Source organism: Streptomyces sp. NPDC045022, assembly GCF_056432605.1.
This window is the reverse complement of the sequence record NZ_JBWKIR010000002.1, coordinates 531642-547940: the sequence shown is the minus strand read 5'-3', so window position 1 is coordinate 547940 and position 16299 is coordinate 531642. Positions and strand designations below refer to the sequence as shown.

At 72.0% G+C, this 16299-nt stretch carries 10 protein-coding genes and 1 pseudogene; 6 read left to right on the top strand and 5 right to left on the bottom strand.

The window, feature by feature from the left end; genetic code table 11:
- Window positions 1–76: 76 nt before the first annotated feature.
- Together AC07C1_RS05680 and AC07C1_RS05675 are read right to left on the bottom strand one after the other, a co-directional pair.
- On the bottom strand, window positions 77–2035 hold the full coding sequence (locus AC07C1_RS05680) for an ABC1 kinase family protein (protein ID WP_478937106.1): 1959 nt from the start codon (window positions 2033–2035) through the stop codon (window positions 77–79).
- A 67-nt stretch (window positions 2036–2102) separates the two neighbouring features.
- On the bottom strand, window positions 2103–4265 hold the full coding sequence (locus AC07C1_RS05675) for an MMPL family transporter (protein WP_478937104.1): 2163 nt from the start codon (window positions 4263–4265) through the stop codon (window positions 2103–2105).
- A gap of 660 nt (window positions 4266–4925) precedes the next feature.
- Between AC07C1_RS05675 and AC07C1_RS05670 the strand changes: the two genes are divergently transcribed.
- Window positions 4926–5948, top strand: a complete 1023-nt coding sequence (locus tag AC07C1_RS05670; protein ID WP_478937103.1) for a polyprenyl synthetase family protein — start codon at window positions 4926–4928, stop codon at window positions 5946–5948.
- A gap of 87 nt (window positions 5949–6035) precedes the next feature.
- Window positions 6036–8135 carry an AfsR/SARP family transcriptional regulator gene (locus AC07C1_RS05665; RefSeq protein ID WP_478937102.1) on the top strand — a complete coding sequence of 700 codons (2100 nt, stop codon included), beginning with the start codon at window positions 6036–6038 and terminating at the stop codon, window positions 8133–8135.
- A 55-nt stretch (window positions 8136–8190) separates the two neighbouring features.
- Here the strand turns inward: AC07C1_RS05665 and AC07C1_RS05660 are convergent, their stop codons facing one another.
- Window positions 8191–8421 (bottom strand): DUF6269 family protein, encoded by a 231-nt coding sequence (locus AC07C1_RS05660; protein ID WP_478937101.1) that lies wholly within the window; start codon window positions 8419–8421, stop codon window positions 8191–8193.
- Between the two features lie 459 nt (window positions 8422–8880).
- Between AC07C1_RS05660 and AC07C1_RS05655 the strand changes: the two are divergent.
- The 3 genes and pseudogenes from AC07C1_RS05655 to AC07C1_RS05645 all read left to right on the top strand — a co-directional run bounded on the left by AC07C1_RS05655 (window position 8881) and on the right by AC07C1_RS05645 (window position 11013).
- A pseudogene (locus AC07C1_RS05655) lies at window positions 8881–9529 on the top strand (TetR/AcrR family transcriptional regulator).
- Between the two features lie 81 nt (window positions 9530–9610).
- Complete coding sequence (locus AC07C1_RS05650; protein WP_478937100.1) at window positions 9611–10312, top strand: ribonuclease HII; 702 nt, start codon at window positions 9611–9613, stop codon at window positions 10310–10312.
- A 68-nt stretch (window positions 10313–10380) separates the two neighbouring features.
- The gene (locus AC07C1_RS05645; RefSeq protein WP_478937099.1) at window positions 10381–11013 is read left to right on the top strand and encodes a hypothetical protein; all 633 of its coding nucleotides are present in this window, start codon (window positions 10381–10383) and stop codon (window positions 11011–11013) included.
- 420 nt (window positions 11014–11433) lie between these two features.
- Here the strand turns inward: AC07C1_RS05645 and AC07C1_RS05640 are convergent, their stop codons facing one another.
- On the bottom strand, window positions 11434–12054 hold the full coding sequence (locus AC07C1_RS05640) for a hypothetical protein (protein ID WP_478937098.1): 621 nt from the start codon (window positions 12052–12054) through the stop codon (window positions 11434–11436).
- Between the two features lie 265 nt (window positions 12055–12319).
- Complete coding sequence (locus tag AC07C1_RS05635) at window positions 12320–14485, bottom strand: RecQ family ATP-dependent DNA helicase (RefSeq protein WP_478937096.1); 2166 nt, start codon at window positions 14483–14485, stop codon at window positions 12320–12322.
- A gap of 142 nt (window positions 14486–14627) precedes the next feature.
- On the opposite strand from AC07C1_RS05635, the gene AC07C1_RS05630 reads away from it, so the two are divergent.
- Window positions 14628–16190 (top strand): DUF4192 domain-containing protein, encoded by a 1563-nt coding sequence (locus AC07C1_RS05630; protein WP_478937094.1) that lies wholly within the window; start codon window positions 14628–14630, stop codon window positions 16188–16190.
- The last annotated feature ends 109 nt before the right edge of the window (window positions 16191–16299 follow it).

Sequence of the window (16299 nt, the reverse complement as noted above, 5' to 3'; positions counted from 1 at the left end):
GACCACGCCCGCGGCTCACCGGCACTGTGCCGGTGAGCCGCGGGCGTCTCGACGTGCGTGGGTGCGTGTCCGGCCGTTACCGGCGCCTCGGTGCGCGGAAGACGTGGAACATCACGCGGATCACCAGCGCGGAACTGACCAGCAGCACGTGATAACCCATGAGGTGGTAGAGCGTCAGCGAGTGACCCAGCCGTGGACCCTGGTCGTTGTCCAGCAGCATCACTCCGATTAGGGCGGTGACCCCACCGAGGAAGGCGAGCACCACGTCGTGCACGAGGCTGCGGACGAAGTGCCGGTCCCTGGGGTCGGCGAGCAGCCTGACCTGGACACCGAGTTTGCCCTGCTCCAGGTTGCCGGTGATCCGCTCGATACGGCGTGGCAGCCGGCGCAGCACGGGGGCGAGGGTCAGTGCCTCCTCGACGAGGGCGCGGCCGACGGACTCGGGCCGCAGCTTGTGCTGCATCTGCGCCGACGCGAAGGTTCGCGCCTCGGCGATGATGTCGAACCCGGGACTGAGCTGCGTCATCGCCCCTTCCAGGGTGGCCAGCGCGCGGAAGGTGGCCGCGATCTCCGGCGGCACCGTCAGACCGTGCCGGGCCACCAGGCGGAACAGGTCGGAGAACATCTCGCTGTCCGGCCGGGTGCCGGGGGTGAGGTGGCGGGCCATGAAGCGGCCCAGACTCCTCTCCAGGAGCCGCTCGTCGGTGTCCTCGGTCCGGTCGACCAGTTCGAGGAGGGCGTCCGAGAGCGCGAGCGGGTCGCCGCGGTCGATGGCGAGCAGCAGTTGGCCGAGCGCCTCCCGCAGCACCCGGCTGATCCTGCCCACCGAGCCGAAGTCGAGCAGCCCAAGCTCGCCGTCCCGGAGCAGCATGATGTTGCCGGGGTGCGGATCGGCGTGGAACACCCCGCCGATCATGATCTGTTCGAGGATGCACTCCATGAGCTGCCGGACCAGCTTGGCGCGGTCCAGGCCGTGTTCCTCGATGGTGTCGTCGGCCCCGTTGAGTGGCGTGCCCGCCAGCCACTCCAGGACGAGGACCCGCTTGCCGGACAGCTCCTCGTACACGTGGGGCATGTGCACCCCGGATCGCTGCTCGGGGCTCTGGGCGACGGCCCGTATCGCGGCCATGTTGCGGGCCTCGATGCGGAAGTCGAGCTCCTCGTGCAGGGAGAGGGCGAAACCCTCCGCGAGGTCGAGGGTGCCGAAGTCCCGGCCCCAGGAAGTGGTCTCCTCGATCTTGCGGCTGATCCGGAACAGGATGTCGACGTCGAGGTCGACCACCGCCTGGGCGCCGGGCCGCTGCACCTTGACAGCGACATCCTCGCCGGTGGCGAGCCGGGCCCGGTACACCTGGGCGATCGAGCCGGCGGCGACCGGTTCGGGGTCGAACTCCGCGAAGAACGCCTCGGGTTCGTCGCCGAGCTCCGCCGTCAGCACCTGCTTGACCTCCTCCCAGGGATCGGGAGTCACCTGGTGCTGGAGTTTGGTGAGTTCCGTCACGAACTCGGGCGGCAGCAGGTCGTAGCGGGTGGAGAGCACCTGGCCGAGCTTGACGAAGGTGGCGCCCGCGTCCTCCAGGGCGAGCCGCAGTCGCCGTGCGAGGTGTGCCCGCTCCAGCGTCGCCTCGGGGCCCTTGAGACCCCGGCCGCGCAGCGCGTCGCCGAGACCGTGACGCATCGCGATCCGGCTCAGCTGGCCGTAGCGGCGAGTGCGGGCCAGCCGGTCGCGTATCTGGCGGGGCCAGCGGACCATCCCGGACAGGGAACCGGACGGCACCACCGCCTCGGACAGTGCGAGGAAGCCGACCGCCGCCAGCAGCGTCAGACCGATCTGCACGGAGACCAGGGGCGTGTGGCGGGCCTCGCCCATGGCAGAGCCGATCAGGGCGCTGGCGCCCACGGCGGCCAGGCTGGCGAATGCGGCGCGGGTCTTGCCGACTCTCAGGCCGAGCAGCCGCCGGGCTCCGACGGACAGGAGGGACACGGAGACGACGAGCGTGGCGGCGGCGACGATCAGGAACAGGGTGAGTTCCATGCATGCGCGCGCCGCCCGGTCCCCGCTTCCGCGGCGGGGACCGGGCGGCGCCCTCCTCTCGGTGGGATCACGTGTTCCGGACGAGCGGACGGTCGGCGTCGTGGCCGCCGGGCGCTCCCACGGGTTCGACGGGGGCCGTGCCTGGCTTGTGTCCTGGCCACCAGGCGCGGCGGCCGAGCAGGGTGGTCAGCGCGGGCACCAGGAGCATAGCCATCACGAACGCGGACAGCAGGATGCCGAAGGCGACCGCGAAGCCCATCTGCTGGAGCATGGTGTTCTTGGCGAGCATCAGTACGCCGAAGGTCCCGGCCAGGATGACCGAGGCCGCGCCGATGGTCGGCACCGAGGCGGCGATGGCCCGTGCGGCGGCCTCCCGCGGGGCGCTGCCCCGCCGGATCTCCTCCCGCAGCCGGCTCACCATCAGGATGTTGTAGTCGGTGCCGATCGCCACCACGAAGAGGTAGACGATCACCGGCAGCGTGAAGAGCAGCCCGTCCTTGCCCTGGCCGTCCTGGAACAGCCAGACGGTGGCGCCGAGCGTGCCGCCGAAGCCGAGCGCGACAGACACCATCAGGTACAGCGGGGCGACCACGCTGCGCAGCAGCAGCCCGAGGATGATCATGATGGCGATGCCGGCTGCCGGGAAGACGACCCTGTAGTCGTGGTCCACTGCGGTCCGGATGTCGGCCAGCACCGCCGTGGTGCCGCCGATCACCGCCGACGTGCCCTCGGGCGCGGCCCGGTGGGCGGTGTCCCGCAGCCGTCCGGAGACCAGGGAGATGGCCTTGTCACTGGAGGGCTTGTACTCAAGGATCACGTTGTACTCGGCGACCGTGCCGTCCTTGCCGATCAGGGCGGGGGAGACGTGGCCGACCCCCTCGACCTTGCTCACCGCACTGCCGAACGCCGCCAGTTGGCTCTGCGCCAGCTTCGCGTCGCCGTCCCCCCGCAGGTAGATGGTGGTCGGGTCGGACTGTCCGGCGGAGAAGCCGCGCTGCATGTCCTGCATCGCCTTGACCGACTCAAGGCTGGACGGCAGCGAGCTGGTGGTGTCGAACTCGGCGCGGAAGCCGAGCACACCCACGGCGAGCACGGCAAGGACCCCGCCGGTGACCGCGGCGACCGCACCGGGGCGCCGGGAGGCGAGGGTGGCGACGCGGCCGGCGAGAACGTTCTTCGGCTGCCGTTTCCAGGACTTGGAGGGCCAGTACGCCTTGGTGCCGAGCAGCGAGAAGACGGCGGGCACCAGGGTGAGCCCGGCGGCCAGGGCCACCGCGACGGAGATGGCGAGCGAAGGGCCCATGGTGCGGAGCATGCCCATGGTGGACAGCAACAGCGCGAGGAAGGCGACGATGACGGCGCCGGCCGCGGATGCCACGGTCTCACCGACCAGGCTGACCGCGTTGACCATGGCCTGCTTGGGCTCCTGGCCCTGGCGCAGGAGTTCACGGTGGCGGAAGAGCAGGAACAGGATGTAGTCGGTGCCGACGCCGAACAGCACCACGATGAGGATGGCGGAGATGGAGTCGTCGGCCTTCAGACCGCCGAGTTCGGCGGCGGTGGCGATCAGGCCGGTGGCGACCATGAAGGCAAGGCCGATGATCACCACAGGGAGCACCGCGATCAGCGGGCTGCGGAAGATGATCAGCAGCAGGAGGATGATGAGGAGCAGGGTGGCCGACATGATCATCGAGTCGGTGTCGCCGGAGGACTCCTTCGCGTCCAGCGCACTCGCGGCCGAACCGGTGAAGCCGACCTTCAGGTCGCTGCCCTTGAGCATCGACTTCGCCTCTTCGCGAAGCTTCTTGACCGAGTCCATCAGACCCGGGTCGTAGGCGTCCTTGGTGGTCGCTATGACGCTGGAGAGCGCGATCTCACCGTTCGGGGAGATCGCGTCCGGGCTGGTCCCGATCTGCTTGATCTTGTTGATGCCGAGGCGCTGGAGGCCGGCGGAGACCTTGACGACCTCCTCGCGGTCCGCCTTCTTCAGCGTGGTGCCGTCGGACCGCTCGAACACCGCGATGGCCGCGGGCTGTTCGTTGTGCGGAAATGCATTCTCCTGGATCTTCTCTGCCTGGACCGACTCGTAGTGCGAGGGCAGGAAGTCGGCCTGGTCGCTGGTCGACTTCAGCTGGGGGGCGAAGACGGCCAGCGCGACCGCAGCGACAATCCAGGCGGAGATGGTCAACCAGGGGCGGCGGACGACAGCCTGTCCGATCCGTCCGAACATGGGACTCCTTAGCAAACGTGTGAAATCTGTGCTGCCGGGCGGTTGGGGGTGCGGCGTCCGGTGTCCTCGTACGGGACACGCCGCTGAGCCGGCGCCACGGCTGTGGAATGCGTCGCGGCACTCGACGGCGACTGAGCGCAAGGATCCCGGCCGGCGGGTTGTGGGTCGGAGCCTGTCGGGCCCGGCCAAGCGGAATCCGCGGTGGGGCTCAGGGCCGGCTCGTGATCGGTCCGCGGAAAACGCCCGGCGGCTCCGTGGGGGGAGCACCTCCGGTGGGTTGGTGCGAGTGGGGGTGCGGGCGAGTCTAGGCAGGTCCGGTGCGTCCGACGGTGGTGGCTGGCAGCTATCTGCCAGCCGCCCGGCGGGTGCGTACGGCTCGGGTCTGGCCGCGCGGCGGAAGGCACCGGGCGGGACACCCGGGCGTGGCGGGGCGCACGTCGCCGAGCGGGTCCCGGCCCGCGATCCGGCGGCCGGCGGTGCGGCAGGAAGGAGGGGCTACGGGCCCGACCGGCGCCTTCCGCCGCGATGGCACGTTGATGTCAGGCCCGTTGAGGACTTTCGTCGGCGAGGGGGAGAGTTGTCGCCCGGATGTAGGGAGAGCGCAGTGCTCCACCGTGTCCCGGAAAGGTGCCCATGAGTGTGCGACGTATTCCCATGGCTGTGGCAGACGTCCCACTCCCTAGGGAAGCAGGGCTTGTCGAGCGCCTCGCCCTGGACAGTCCCGACCTCGGCAGACGGCTGCGGGCAGGTATGGAACAGGCCGAGAAGCTACTCGTTGCCACCACACAGGACACCGCCGACCCACGGATCGCCGAGGCGACCGGGCACCTGGCCCGCGCCGGAGGCAAGCGGCTGCGCCCGCTGCTCGTCCTGCTCGGCGCCGAGTTCGGCACACCCTGGTGCGCGGGCGTCACCGAGGCGGCTGTCGTCGCCGAACTGGTTCACATCGCCTCCCTGCACCACGACGACGTCATGGACCATGCCCCCCTGCGGCACGGGGTGGCCAGCGTTCACGCCCGGTTCGGCGCCCCGACCGCCGTGTTCAGCGGCGACTGGCTGCTCGCCCGCGGCGCCCGGATGGCCGCCGACCTCAGCCCCGCCGCGTTTCTCCTGCACGCCGCGACCGCGGAACGCCTGGTCGCCGGGCAGCTCCTGGAGCTGACCGGGCCGACGGAGGGCGAGGGCCAGGTCGATCACTATTTCCGGGTGCTGTCGGGCAAGACGGCGGCCCTGCTGTCGATGTCCCTGGGCATCGGCGCTCTGCAGGCCGGCGCGCCCGAGGAGCACGTGGCAGCGCTGACCGGGTTCGGCGAGGAGTTGGGCGTCGCCTTCCAGATCGCCGACGACCTCCTCGACATGTGCTCCACGGCCGGGGCCAGCGGCAAGGAACACGGCAGGGACCTGCTGGCGGGCGTGCCCACGCTCCCCGTCCTGCTGGCCCTGGCGGGCGGGCACCCGCAGGACGCGGAACTGCGAGAACTGCTCGCCGCGGGACCCGTACCGGAGGAGTCCGCGGCCCGCGCCCTGGAACTCTTCGCCCGTTCGCCTGCGCTCGCCGAGAGCGAGGCCGCGTTGCACCGCCGCCTCGACCTTGCCCGGGCGGCTCTCGGCCCGCTGCCAGAACTTCCCGCCCGGCATGCGTTGTTGGCGCTGTGCGACTACGTGGCCGTGCGAAGCAGCTGACCGGGTCGCCCTGCCGCCGGCGACCGTGCGGCAGCGCACGGCACCCGGCGTCGTGGCAGCGAACCCGCCAACGGGGGGGTGTTCACCATGGAGTTCAGGATTCTGGGTCCTGTCAGCGCCCAGCGCGACGGGCGCTGTGTCCCGCTCGACGGGGCCAAGCAGCGGGCCACCTTCGCCGCTCTGGTGATCGCGCACGGTCGGGTCGTCACGGACGAGGCGCTGACCGACCTGCTCTGGGGCGCGGACCCGCCCGCGGGCGGCACCAGCCGGCTCTACACGTATGTGTCGCGGCTGCGTACCCGACTGGGACCCGAGACCGGCCTCACCCGGCAGGGCACCGGCTACCGCCTGGAGCTCGGGCGCGCCACCCTCGACTGGGAGACCTTCCGGAGACTTGTCGAGGAGGGCCGCGCGGCGCTGCGCAGCGGCCGGTACGCGTCGGCCGAGCGCAGCCTCGCAGGCGCCCTCGCACTGTGGCACGGGCCGGCCCTCGGCGGCGTCACCGAGCGACTCGCCGCCACGCAGGGGCCGTGCCTGGAGGAGGCGCGTCTGACGGCAGTGGAACACCACATCGACGCGGCGCTCGCTCTCGGCCGCCATGAGGACCTGGTCCCGGGCCTGACCGGGCACGTCGCCGGCCATCCGCTGCGCGACCGGCTGCGCGGTCAGTTGATGACCGCCCTGTTCCGCAGCGGCCGCCGGGCCGACGCACTGGCCGTCTACGACAACGGCCGCCGTCTCCTCGGCGAGGACCTCGGTATCGCCCCGGGCCCCGAACTCCACGCCCTCCACCAGAGCATCCTCACGGGCACCCTACCGGGCCCCGAGGCCCCCGAACGCCCGGCGATCGCGGTGCGCGGGCCGGCGGCCGGCGATCCGGAGGGCGCCGCAGGTCCGGCAGGGCGCCCGGCCGCGCCCGGAACGCCGGCCGGGCCCGCGATGTCGGTTCATCGGGCGGTGGTGACGCGCCGGGCACTCACGGCACCAGCCCTGCCCGACGCGACCCTCCGTGCTGCCGCCCCCTCCGTGACACACTTCGCCGACGCCGGCCCGGACGATCCTGCGGCGGCCGCGTACCCCACCACCGATGCCGGACACCTGCAGGCGGAGTCCACCGTGCCCGCGGCCTCCGCGGCCGCAGGCCGCACACCGGTGCCCGCCCTGCTGCCGGCGGCGTCCGCGGACCTCATCGGTCGGACCAACGCGGCGCGGACGGTTGCCGCCGCACTGCGCGACCGCCGCGACGTCGTGATCACCGGGCCGCCCGGAACCGGCACCTCGTCGCTTGCCCTGTGGGTCGCCGAGCGATGCCGGCGGGACTTTCCCGAAGGGCAGTTGTACGCGGACATGCGCACCGCGGAAGGCCGCCCCCGCCGCCCGCACGAGGTGCTCGGCTGGTTCCTGCGCGCCCTCGGCACCGAGGCGGAACGACAGCCCGCCGGGACGGACGAGCGCGTACAGCTCTTCCGTACCCTCGTCGCCGGCCGCCGCATGCTCATCGTCCTGGACAACGCCGCCGACGACCTCCAGGTGAGCCCTCTGATGCCGGGCGGCGGGGCGAGCCGCACGGTCGTCACCGGCGTGCACCCCGCGCTCGCCTCACTCGACGCGGTACGGCTGGTCCGTCTCGGCCCGATGGCCCCGGCCGAGGCGGCGGCGCTCCTCGCTTCGGTGGCCGGCGCGGAGCGGCTCGCCGCCGAACCCGAAGCGGCGCTGCGTGTCGCCGAGTTCTGCGACCGGCTACCGCTCGCGCTGCGCATCGCCGGCGCCCGGCTCGCCGCCCGCCCGCACTGGTCCGTCGCCCGGCTCGCCGACCGACTGGCGGAGGAGGCGCGCAGGCTCGCGGAACTGCGCATCGGATGCCTGGACGTCACCCGGGGCATGTGCCTGGCGCTGGAGTTGCTTCCCGAGGGCGCGGCGACCGCCCTTCATGTGCTCGCGTCGGCCGGCCTCAGCTGTTTCACCGCGGCGCACGCGGCCCCCCTGCTCGGCCACGCCCTCGACGACGCAGAGGAACTCCTGGAACAACTGGTGGACACCCAGCTCCTGCAAGTCCGGCCCGAAGACGTCACCAGGCCTGACGGCCCCGCGAGCTACCGGCTGCCGTCGCTGGTGCGGCTCTACGCGAGGCGGCACCGGCAGGCGTGGGCGACGGTCAGCCCCCTGCCCCCGGGCCGGGTCGGCTGACGCGCCGGGCGCCCGCACACGCGTACCGCCTCCACTTGCCGCCGGTGCCCCCTCGTCAACCGCAACCGCCCGCGTGCCCCTCGTCCAAGCCGTACCCGGCGATGTGACCGGTCTGTCGCATCGCCATTTCGTTCAGCGTGTCCACGAAGGCCGTCAGGAGACTCGCCCAGGGTGCGTCGACGTCACGCAGCAGCGACTCCTGGTCGAGTGTCGCGTTGTTCTCGATCTCCTTCAGCGTCTCCAGGGGGTGATGGACCTGAGGCAGGGGGACCTGCTCGTCGAACAACTTGGCCTCCTCGCGGTTCCGGGCCCATACCGGAACTCATGCCCGCACCCTCGCACAGAGCGCTGTACGCGATATCCAGACCGTCTGTACGCACGGATACAGAGGAAGTACGGATTGCCGATCCCCTGGTCGCGTGGAGACGTTGGTCATGCGGCCCTGTCTTCGTGACCGGTCTGGGGGCGAACTCGACGGGCGGTTTGCCGCCAGCCGCGCTGTGGCGGCGCTTCGTGTCGTAGAGGTCCGCGATCGTGTGGCGGGAAGCAACCGCCATGCCGTAGCTCGGGATGGCCAGAGCGCTGGCCTCTGCCGACATGAGGGCATCGGCAAACGTCTTGATCATCGCGTGCAGCAGATCGGGAACCATGCTGCTCGCCGTCGTATGCCTCGGCGAACCCGCCGGGAACGGCATTGCCGGGCGACAACGTGATGCTCGTCTACGACACCTGGACCACCGGCACCATGTCCAGTCCGGGGCTGGCGCCCGAAGTGCGCAGGCGTCCGCTGCGTGGCCGTCGCGCCACCTGCGACCGCTGCTGGTCTCCAGCGGTCAGGGGCGTTTCCCATGCGACGCTGGGCGTCTTCGATATCGGCGGCCGGTCGTTCGGGCTCAGTCGGTGTAGGGAGGGCGTCGCGGCCGGCGCCCAGACCGGCAAGGCCGCGGTCTACCGCCGCTGGCCGTCCAAGGAGGATCTCCTCGCGGACGCGCTGGAGGCCGGACTGCCCCGGGTCGAGGCGGCCCCGGACCTCCGGAGTGTACGTGCGGATCTCCTCACCCTGTGCCGGCAAATGCGGCAGATCATGTACTCGGCTCCCGGTGCCGCGCTGCGCGTGGTGATTCACAAGTGCGATCAAGTGCAAGCGCAACGTTTCCAGGGCGTGATCGTCGGAGGGGTCGTGGAGCCGACTGTCGAGCTGCTCCGCGAGGTCATCGCGCGGCATAGAGCGACAGGAGGTCCGCTCGGACGCGGCGAACGGCTATGTCTTCGACGTCATCCCGGCCATGATGGCGTACCGATCAAAAGTGTGCGCAAGCGAATGGAGCGACCGGGAGCTCGAGGAGATGATCGGCCAGCCGATGCTCCCGCTGCTGCGTCCCCACGGCGGTTGACGGTCCGGGCCGGCGATCTCGGTAAGGGACGGGCGACCGGGGTGTCGCGTGACGATCCCGGCGGCGTACCCTAAGGGCGCCATGCCGTACGAATCACCTACTCACACCGTCGAGCGCTCGCTGCGCGCCACGACCGGAGCGAAGCTCATTGCCGGTGTCGACGAGGTGGGGCGCGGCGCCTGGGCCGGACCCGTCACCGTCTGCGCGGCGATCACCGGCCTGCGTCGGCCCCCGGAGGGCCTCACCGACTCCAAACTGCTGACGATCAGGCGCCGTACGGCAATGGCCGAGATCCTGCGGACATGGGTGACTGCCTACGCGCTCGGGCATGCTTCCCCCGAGGAGATAGACGACCTGGGGATGACGGCCGCGCTCCGGCTCGCCGCAGTCCGTGCCCTGGACGCTCTGCCGGCCCGGCCCGACGCCGTGATCCTCGACGGGAAGCACGACTATCTCGGTGCCCCCTGGCAGGTGCGCACGGTGATCAAGGGTGACCGCTCGTGTGTGGCCGTCGCGGCGGCGTCGGTGATCGCCAAGGTTCAGCGCGACAAAATGATGGCCGAACTGGGCGTCGACCATGCAGACTTCGGATTCGCGGACAACGCCGGGTATCCGTCGCCCGTGCACAAGGCCGCACTGGCGGAGCGGGGGCCCACCCCGCATCACCGGTTGTCGTGGGCGTATCTTGATGCGTTGCCTCAGTGGCGGCACCTCAAGAAGGTCCGCAGCTGGGCGGACGGAAGCGTTCCGGAAATCGAGGGTCAGCTCGGCTTCGACTTCTGACGATTCCGCTCGCACTGATGTGCCACCCGGCCATCCGCGCCGCACCAACGTTTGATAAATATCAGCTCATGCCTCTCATTCCCGAGGAGCCTCAGATTCACGAGAGTGCCCAGGGTCCCCGCGCCACCGCGGCCAGCGGCCGCACCGCGCCGACCCCTCGCCCCGTACCCGGCCCCCGCCCCGCGGCTCCGTCCCGCCCCGGTCGTCCCGGCCCCCAGCGGCCCACGCCGCCGGCGCAGCGCACGCCGCGTGACGTGACTCCGGCCAAGCCGGGCCTGTCCGGCCCGGCCGCTCCCGCCGCACCTGCGGCGAGCCCCCAGATCCAGCTGATCCCGGCCTCCGCCGAGGGCGCGCTCGACGCCGCGGAAGAGGCGGTGGACCTGCTTCTGGACTCGGGTCGTGCCCCCGGCGACCTGCTCGTGCTCACCACCGGTGACCCGCACCCGTGGGCCGAGCACGAGTTGTCGTTCGGCGAAGCCTCCTACTGGGCGCAGCACGACGCCGGTGACGACGTCTTCTACGCGGACGCAACCGCCGCCTCGCGCGCCGGGACCCGCCCCGTGGTCGTCGTGGCCGTCAACGGAGGCCCCGCCTCCGCCGCTGCCGCCGCCCTCCCGCTGGCCCACTCCCGGGCCGGTGCGCTGCTGATCGTCTGCGGCGACCCGCAGCAGATCAACTCGGTGCTGGGCGTCGGCGTCTGAGCCGCGTACGGCACCTCGGGGCACCGGGGTGACGTAGGAGCCGCGCCGGCCGGGTTTCCGCACGGTGCGGCTTTCGGCGTGCGCCGATCCGCCGGTGACTGCCTCACTCGCGGGGTGGCTCTCCGGCAGTCCGGGAGAGCGGCGGAGCTGAGAGCGGCGGTTGCCGGCGGACCGGCGCAGGCCGACGCGCCGGCGCCCACCGAGGCCGGGCCCTGAGCCGTGCCCGTGTCAGTCGTACGCCGGGCACTCCGAGAGTGGATCTCGTACGGCCACGGGACACCCTGCAGGAGCCGACCCGTGCTCCTCGGCGCCCCGATCGGGCACGCCCTGTGGTGCGGCGGCCGGAGAGCGGTTCCGCTGCGCGCAGGCCGGTTGGCGGCGCGGACGGCCGTGCGGGTGTCCTGCCCCGGTGCCGTCTCTTCAGCGTGCTGCCGCGCGGCGCAGGACCTCGGAGACCGGCCCTCCGGTACGGGGGGTGAGGGGCGGTGCCTGCGACATGGCGAACGGCTCCGGCGCGGACAAAGCGTTGGGCCGACGCCCGCCACGTCCCTCGCCCAGCACCTGCCAGCCCTCATGGGTCAGCGTGATGTACGCCCCGCACCGCAGCCCGTGCAGCGTGCAGGCGTCGCGCAGCCCCCACATCCAGGCCCCGTCCTCCTCCGTCCAACGCCCGTCGCCCTCACGGCAGTAGAGCAGTACGGCCGTGCGCACCGGTGTGCGGCGTCGTAGGTCGTGCGGAATGACCCGGCGCAACTGGTCCAGAAGCGCGTTGCGGAACATCCAGCCGTCGGCAGGGGCGGGACGGCGTGTGAACGAGGCGCTGGCACACAGCCGCTCGTCCGCATCGAGGACGGCCACGATCGCCGTCTGCGGTTGCGGGTGATGACGGGCGTGCAGCCCACTGACGACCTCACGGGGGTTGCGCAGCAGGGGGATTCCGGCGGCAGCCCACTCCGCCGGCTCGAGCAGGCGACTGGCGGAGGCGGCGGACGCGGACGTCGACAAGGATGCCGCCGAGGACGAGGCGAATCCGAAGGTCACGTTTCTCCCTTCGGCTACGCGCCCACTGCGGGCGAGGTCGGATTCGGGGGAGCGCGCACCGCAGTGAAGCCCAGCCGGATCACGGACGAGCCGTACGGGGAGCGGATCTCAATTCTTCCTGCCGAACTGGGATGCGGCAACGAGCAATTGGCGCCACCGCCGCTTATCTGATGGTGCGGGGGTTATATCCCTACCCACCGGAACGGCTGCCGACGCCTGGGGCGTCGGGTCACCTCACGTTCGGTTGCCACCAGCGGTCGCAAGGTCATCCTTGAACGCCGAGGACCAGTGGCAACACCCCCCGCGCGCCGGACTTTCTGAGCAGGCGTGCCGCGACCGCGAGAGTCCACCCCGTCTCCGTGAAGTCGTCGACCAGCAGGACGGGCCCCTGGGCCTCGGCGAGCGCCGACGCGAGGACGGGCGGCACCGTCAGCGCACCGTCGAGGGCCTTCAGCCGCTGCGCGCTGTTGCTGCGCGGCACCCGGGGCACGTCCTCGGCGTAGTCCACGGAGCCGAGCAGGGGCAGCCGGCCGATCTCGGCGATCCGGGCGCCCAGGGACTGAATCAAGCGGGGCCTGGTGCGCGAGGCGATGGTGACCACACCCACCGGCCGGGCCGGAGCATCGGTCGCGCCGGAGGCCCAGCCGCCGGGGCCCCTGGCCCAGTCGGCCAGCACGTCGACCACGGCTCGCGCCACGTCGTCCGGTACGGGAGCGTCCGGTGTCTGGGGCGCGAAGAGGGGGCGCAGTCGATTGCCCCAGCCGATGTCCGAAAGCCGCCCCAGAGCCCGCCCCTGCGAGGCCTGTTCCCCGGCCGGGATGCGGCCCTTGAGGTCGATGCCGATGACCGGCAGGCCGGTCGGCCACATGCGACGGGGCTCCACCTCGACTCCGGCACGGCCCAGGTCGCTCCGCGCGGCGTCCAGCGCCGCCGTGGACATGTCGGCGGTGAAACGCGGCTCCGCGCAGTTGTCGCAACGGCCGCACGGTTTGGCACCCTCGTCGTCCAGCTGGCGCTGCAGGAACTCCATCCGGCACGCTGTGGTGGACGCATAGGCGCGCATCGCCTGCTGTTCTGCCGCGCGCTGCCGGGCGACCCAGCGGTAGCGCTCGGTGTCGTACGACCACGGCTGCCCGGTCGCGATCCAGCCGCCCTTGACCCGCCGCACCGCTCCGTCCACGTCGAGGACCTTCAGCATGGTCTCCAGCCGGGAGCGGCGCAGCTCGACAAGGGGCTCCAGCGCGGGCAGCGACAGCGGGCCGTCCGCCCGGGCGAGAACGTCCAGGGTGCGCCGGACCAGGTCCTCGGAGGGGAAGGCCAATGAGGCGAAGTACTCCCAGATCGCCTCGTCCTCCTTGCCCGGCAGCAGCAGTACCTCGGCGTGTTCGACACCCCGGCCGGCCCGGCCCACCTGCTGGTAGTAGGCGATGGGGGAGGAGGGCGAACCGAGGTGGACCACGAAACCGAGATCGGGCTTGTCGAACCCCATACCGAGCGCCGAGGTGGCGACCAGCGCCTTCACCCGGTTGGCGAGCAGATCGTCCTCGGCCTGCTGGCGCTCGGCGTTCTCCGTCTTGCCCGTGTACGAGGCGACGACGTGCCCCCGCTGCCGCAGGAACGCGGTGACCTCCTCAGCGGCGGCGACGGTGAGCGTGTAGACGATGCCGGATCCCGGCAGGTCGCCCAGATGGTCCGCGAGCCAGGCCATCCGGTGCGCGGCGTCCGGCAACCGCAGCACGCCGAGGCTCAGGCTCTCCCGGTCCAGCGGCCCGCGCAGCACCAGGGCGTCCGACGTGCCGCCGGTGCCCAGTTGCTCGGCGACATCCGCGGTGACCCGCGCGTTGGCCGTGGCGGTGGTCGCCAGCACGGGGACGCCGGGTGGCAGATCGCCGAGCATCGTGCGCAGCCGGCGGTAGTCGGGACGGAAGTCGTGGCCCCAGTCGGAGATGCAGTGGGCCTCGTCCACGACCAGCAGGCCGGTCGCGGCGGACAGCTTGGGCAGGACCTGATCGCGGAAGTCGGGGTTGTTCAGGCGCTCCGGGCTGACGAGCAGGACATCCACCTCTCCGGCCGCGATCTCGCCCTGGACGGCTTCCCACTCCTCGGTGTTGGCGGAGTTGATGGTCCGCGCGTGGATGCCGGCCCGGGCCGCGGCCTCCACCTGGTTGCGCATGAGCGCGAGCAGCGGCGAGACGATCACCGTGGGCCCGCTTCCTCTGGCCCGCAGCAGCGAGGTCGCCACGAAGTACACCGCGGACTTGCCCCACCCCGTGCGCTGCACGACCAGAGCCCGACGCCGGTCGGCGACCAGCGCCTCGATCGCCCGCCACTGGTCCTCGCGCAGCCGTGCCGCGCCCGTGGCATCCCCGACGAGCCGGGCGAGGACGGCGTCGGCCCGTGCCCGGAGGTCCGCGTTGCTCGTGTGCTCCATGCGGTCCATACAACAGGACGGGACCGACAAGCGGGCGGCCTCGGGCCGCGGCTGTGGACAACCGCGACAGCCTTGTCGTGTCCCTGATTCGACTTATCCACAGGGCCAAGCGGAGTCACAAGATCCGCGAGATCGTCTGCGCATGACGAATCACAGCGAAACGACCGGGCCCTTCGAAAACAGCGACATCTCGGGACGGGAGCCGTCGACCGGAGCGTCCGCACACGACACGCAGGTCACCCTGCGCACCCCCGCCGAGCTGGCCGACGCCCTGCCCTACCTGCTCGGCTACCGTCCGGAGGACAGCATGGTGCTGGTCGCCCTCCACGACCGCGAGGGCCAGGGCAGGTTCGGCGGCCGGGCCAGGCTCGGCATCCCCGCGAGCGAGGAGGACTGGGAGGCGGCCGCACGGCAACTGGCCCGTGGACTGGTGACCGGCAGTGAGCGGCGCGGCGCCCGGCCGGAGCAAATGGTGGCCTACGTCTGCCAGGAACCGGCCCCGGGAGAGTCGGGCCGCGACGTCAAGCGCCGACTCGAGCGGCTGGCCCACGTACTGCGCGTCGAGTGCGGCAACCTCGATGTGCCGGTCATCGAGGCCCTGTGCATCTCGGACGGCCGCTTCTGGAGTTACTGCTGCCCGATCGAGGGCTGCTGCCCCGAGGACGGCTCACCGATGGGCCTGCCCGGCACCTCCGTGCTGGCCGCCGCGGCCACTTACGCCGGCCTCCAGGTCCGCGGCACACTCAGGGAATTGCGCGCCAGGCTGCTCCCCTGGGAGACCTCCGCGGCCCTGGAACAGGAGATCGCCCTGGACGCGGCCGGCATGAACCTGGTGCCCCGCATCCTGGACGAGGCGGCCCGCGCGGACGTCGCGGAGGAGACCCTCGCCCTCGCCGAGCGGATCATCCGCCGCTTCGCCGCCGCGGCACCGGTGTCCGGCACGCATCCGGCCGATCTGCGCGACGACGACCTGCTCGGCCACGACGAGGCGGCGACACTCGTTCTCGGACTCCAGGACCGCACCACCCGCGACCGCGCGGCCGCGTGGATGGAGGGCGAGGAGGCGGGCCCGGCCCTACGGCTGTGGCGCGCCGTGGCCCGCCGCTGCGTCGGTCCGTACGGCGAGCATGCCGCCGCCCCACTGACCCTGGCCGGCTGGGTCGCCTGGTCGACGGGCGACGAACTGGAGGCCCGCGAGGCACTGGCCATGGCACTGGGCGCGGACCCCGATTACCTTTTCGCGCGCCTGCTCCACCAGGCCTGCAACGAGGGCCTCGACCCGGAGGCGATCCGCCGCTGCCTCCGCGCCGACCGCTCGGGGCATAGCCCGGCGGAGACCCTGGAGGATGCGGGACCGGCGACCGAGCAGGCTCGGACCGAGCCTGCCGAAACTGCGGCCCCGGCGCCCGGAACGGATGCGCCGACGGCGGACGATCAGGGTCCTGGACCGGGCTCGGCGACGATTCCGCGCCGACGGCGCCGAGTGCGGCCCGCGGACGCGGGCGACGGCCTTCGCACCAGTCGGCCGGCCGCCGCACGGCGGCGGCCCACCGGCTCCCGCCCCCGGCCCTCGGCCACCGAACCGCCGCGGCCCGGCACGCGGAGTACGGGCGGCACACGCACACGCGCGGCGGACGCGCCCGACGGCACGACGAGCGGCGCCCCGACGGGGAGCGGTCACCGTGAGCAAGAGGGCGAGGGATGACCACGGAGTACGCGAGCGCGGTCCGCCCCCCAGCCGGGCAAGTACTCGTCGGTGTGGGGGAGGCCGGTGGTTTGACGGCGGGGATTGGCGGGTGTGGCGTCTGCCGTCG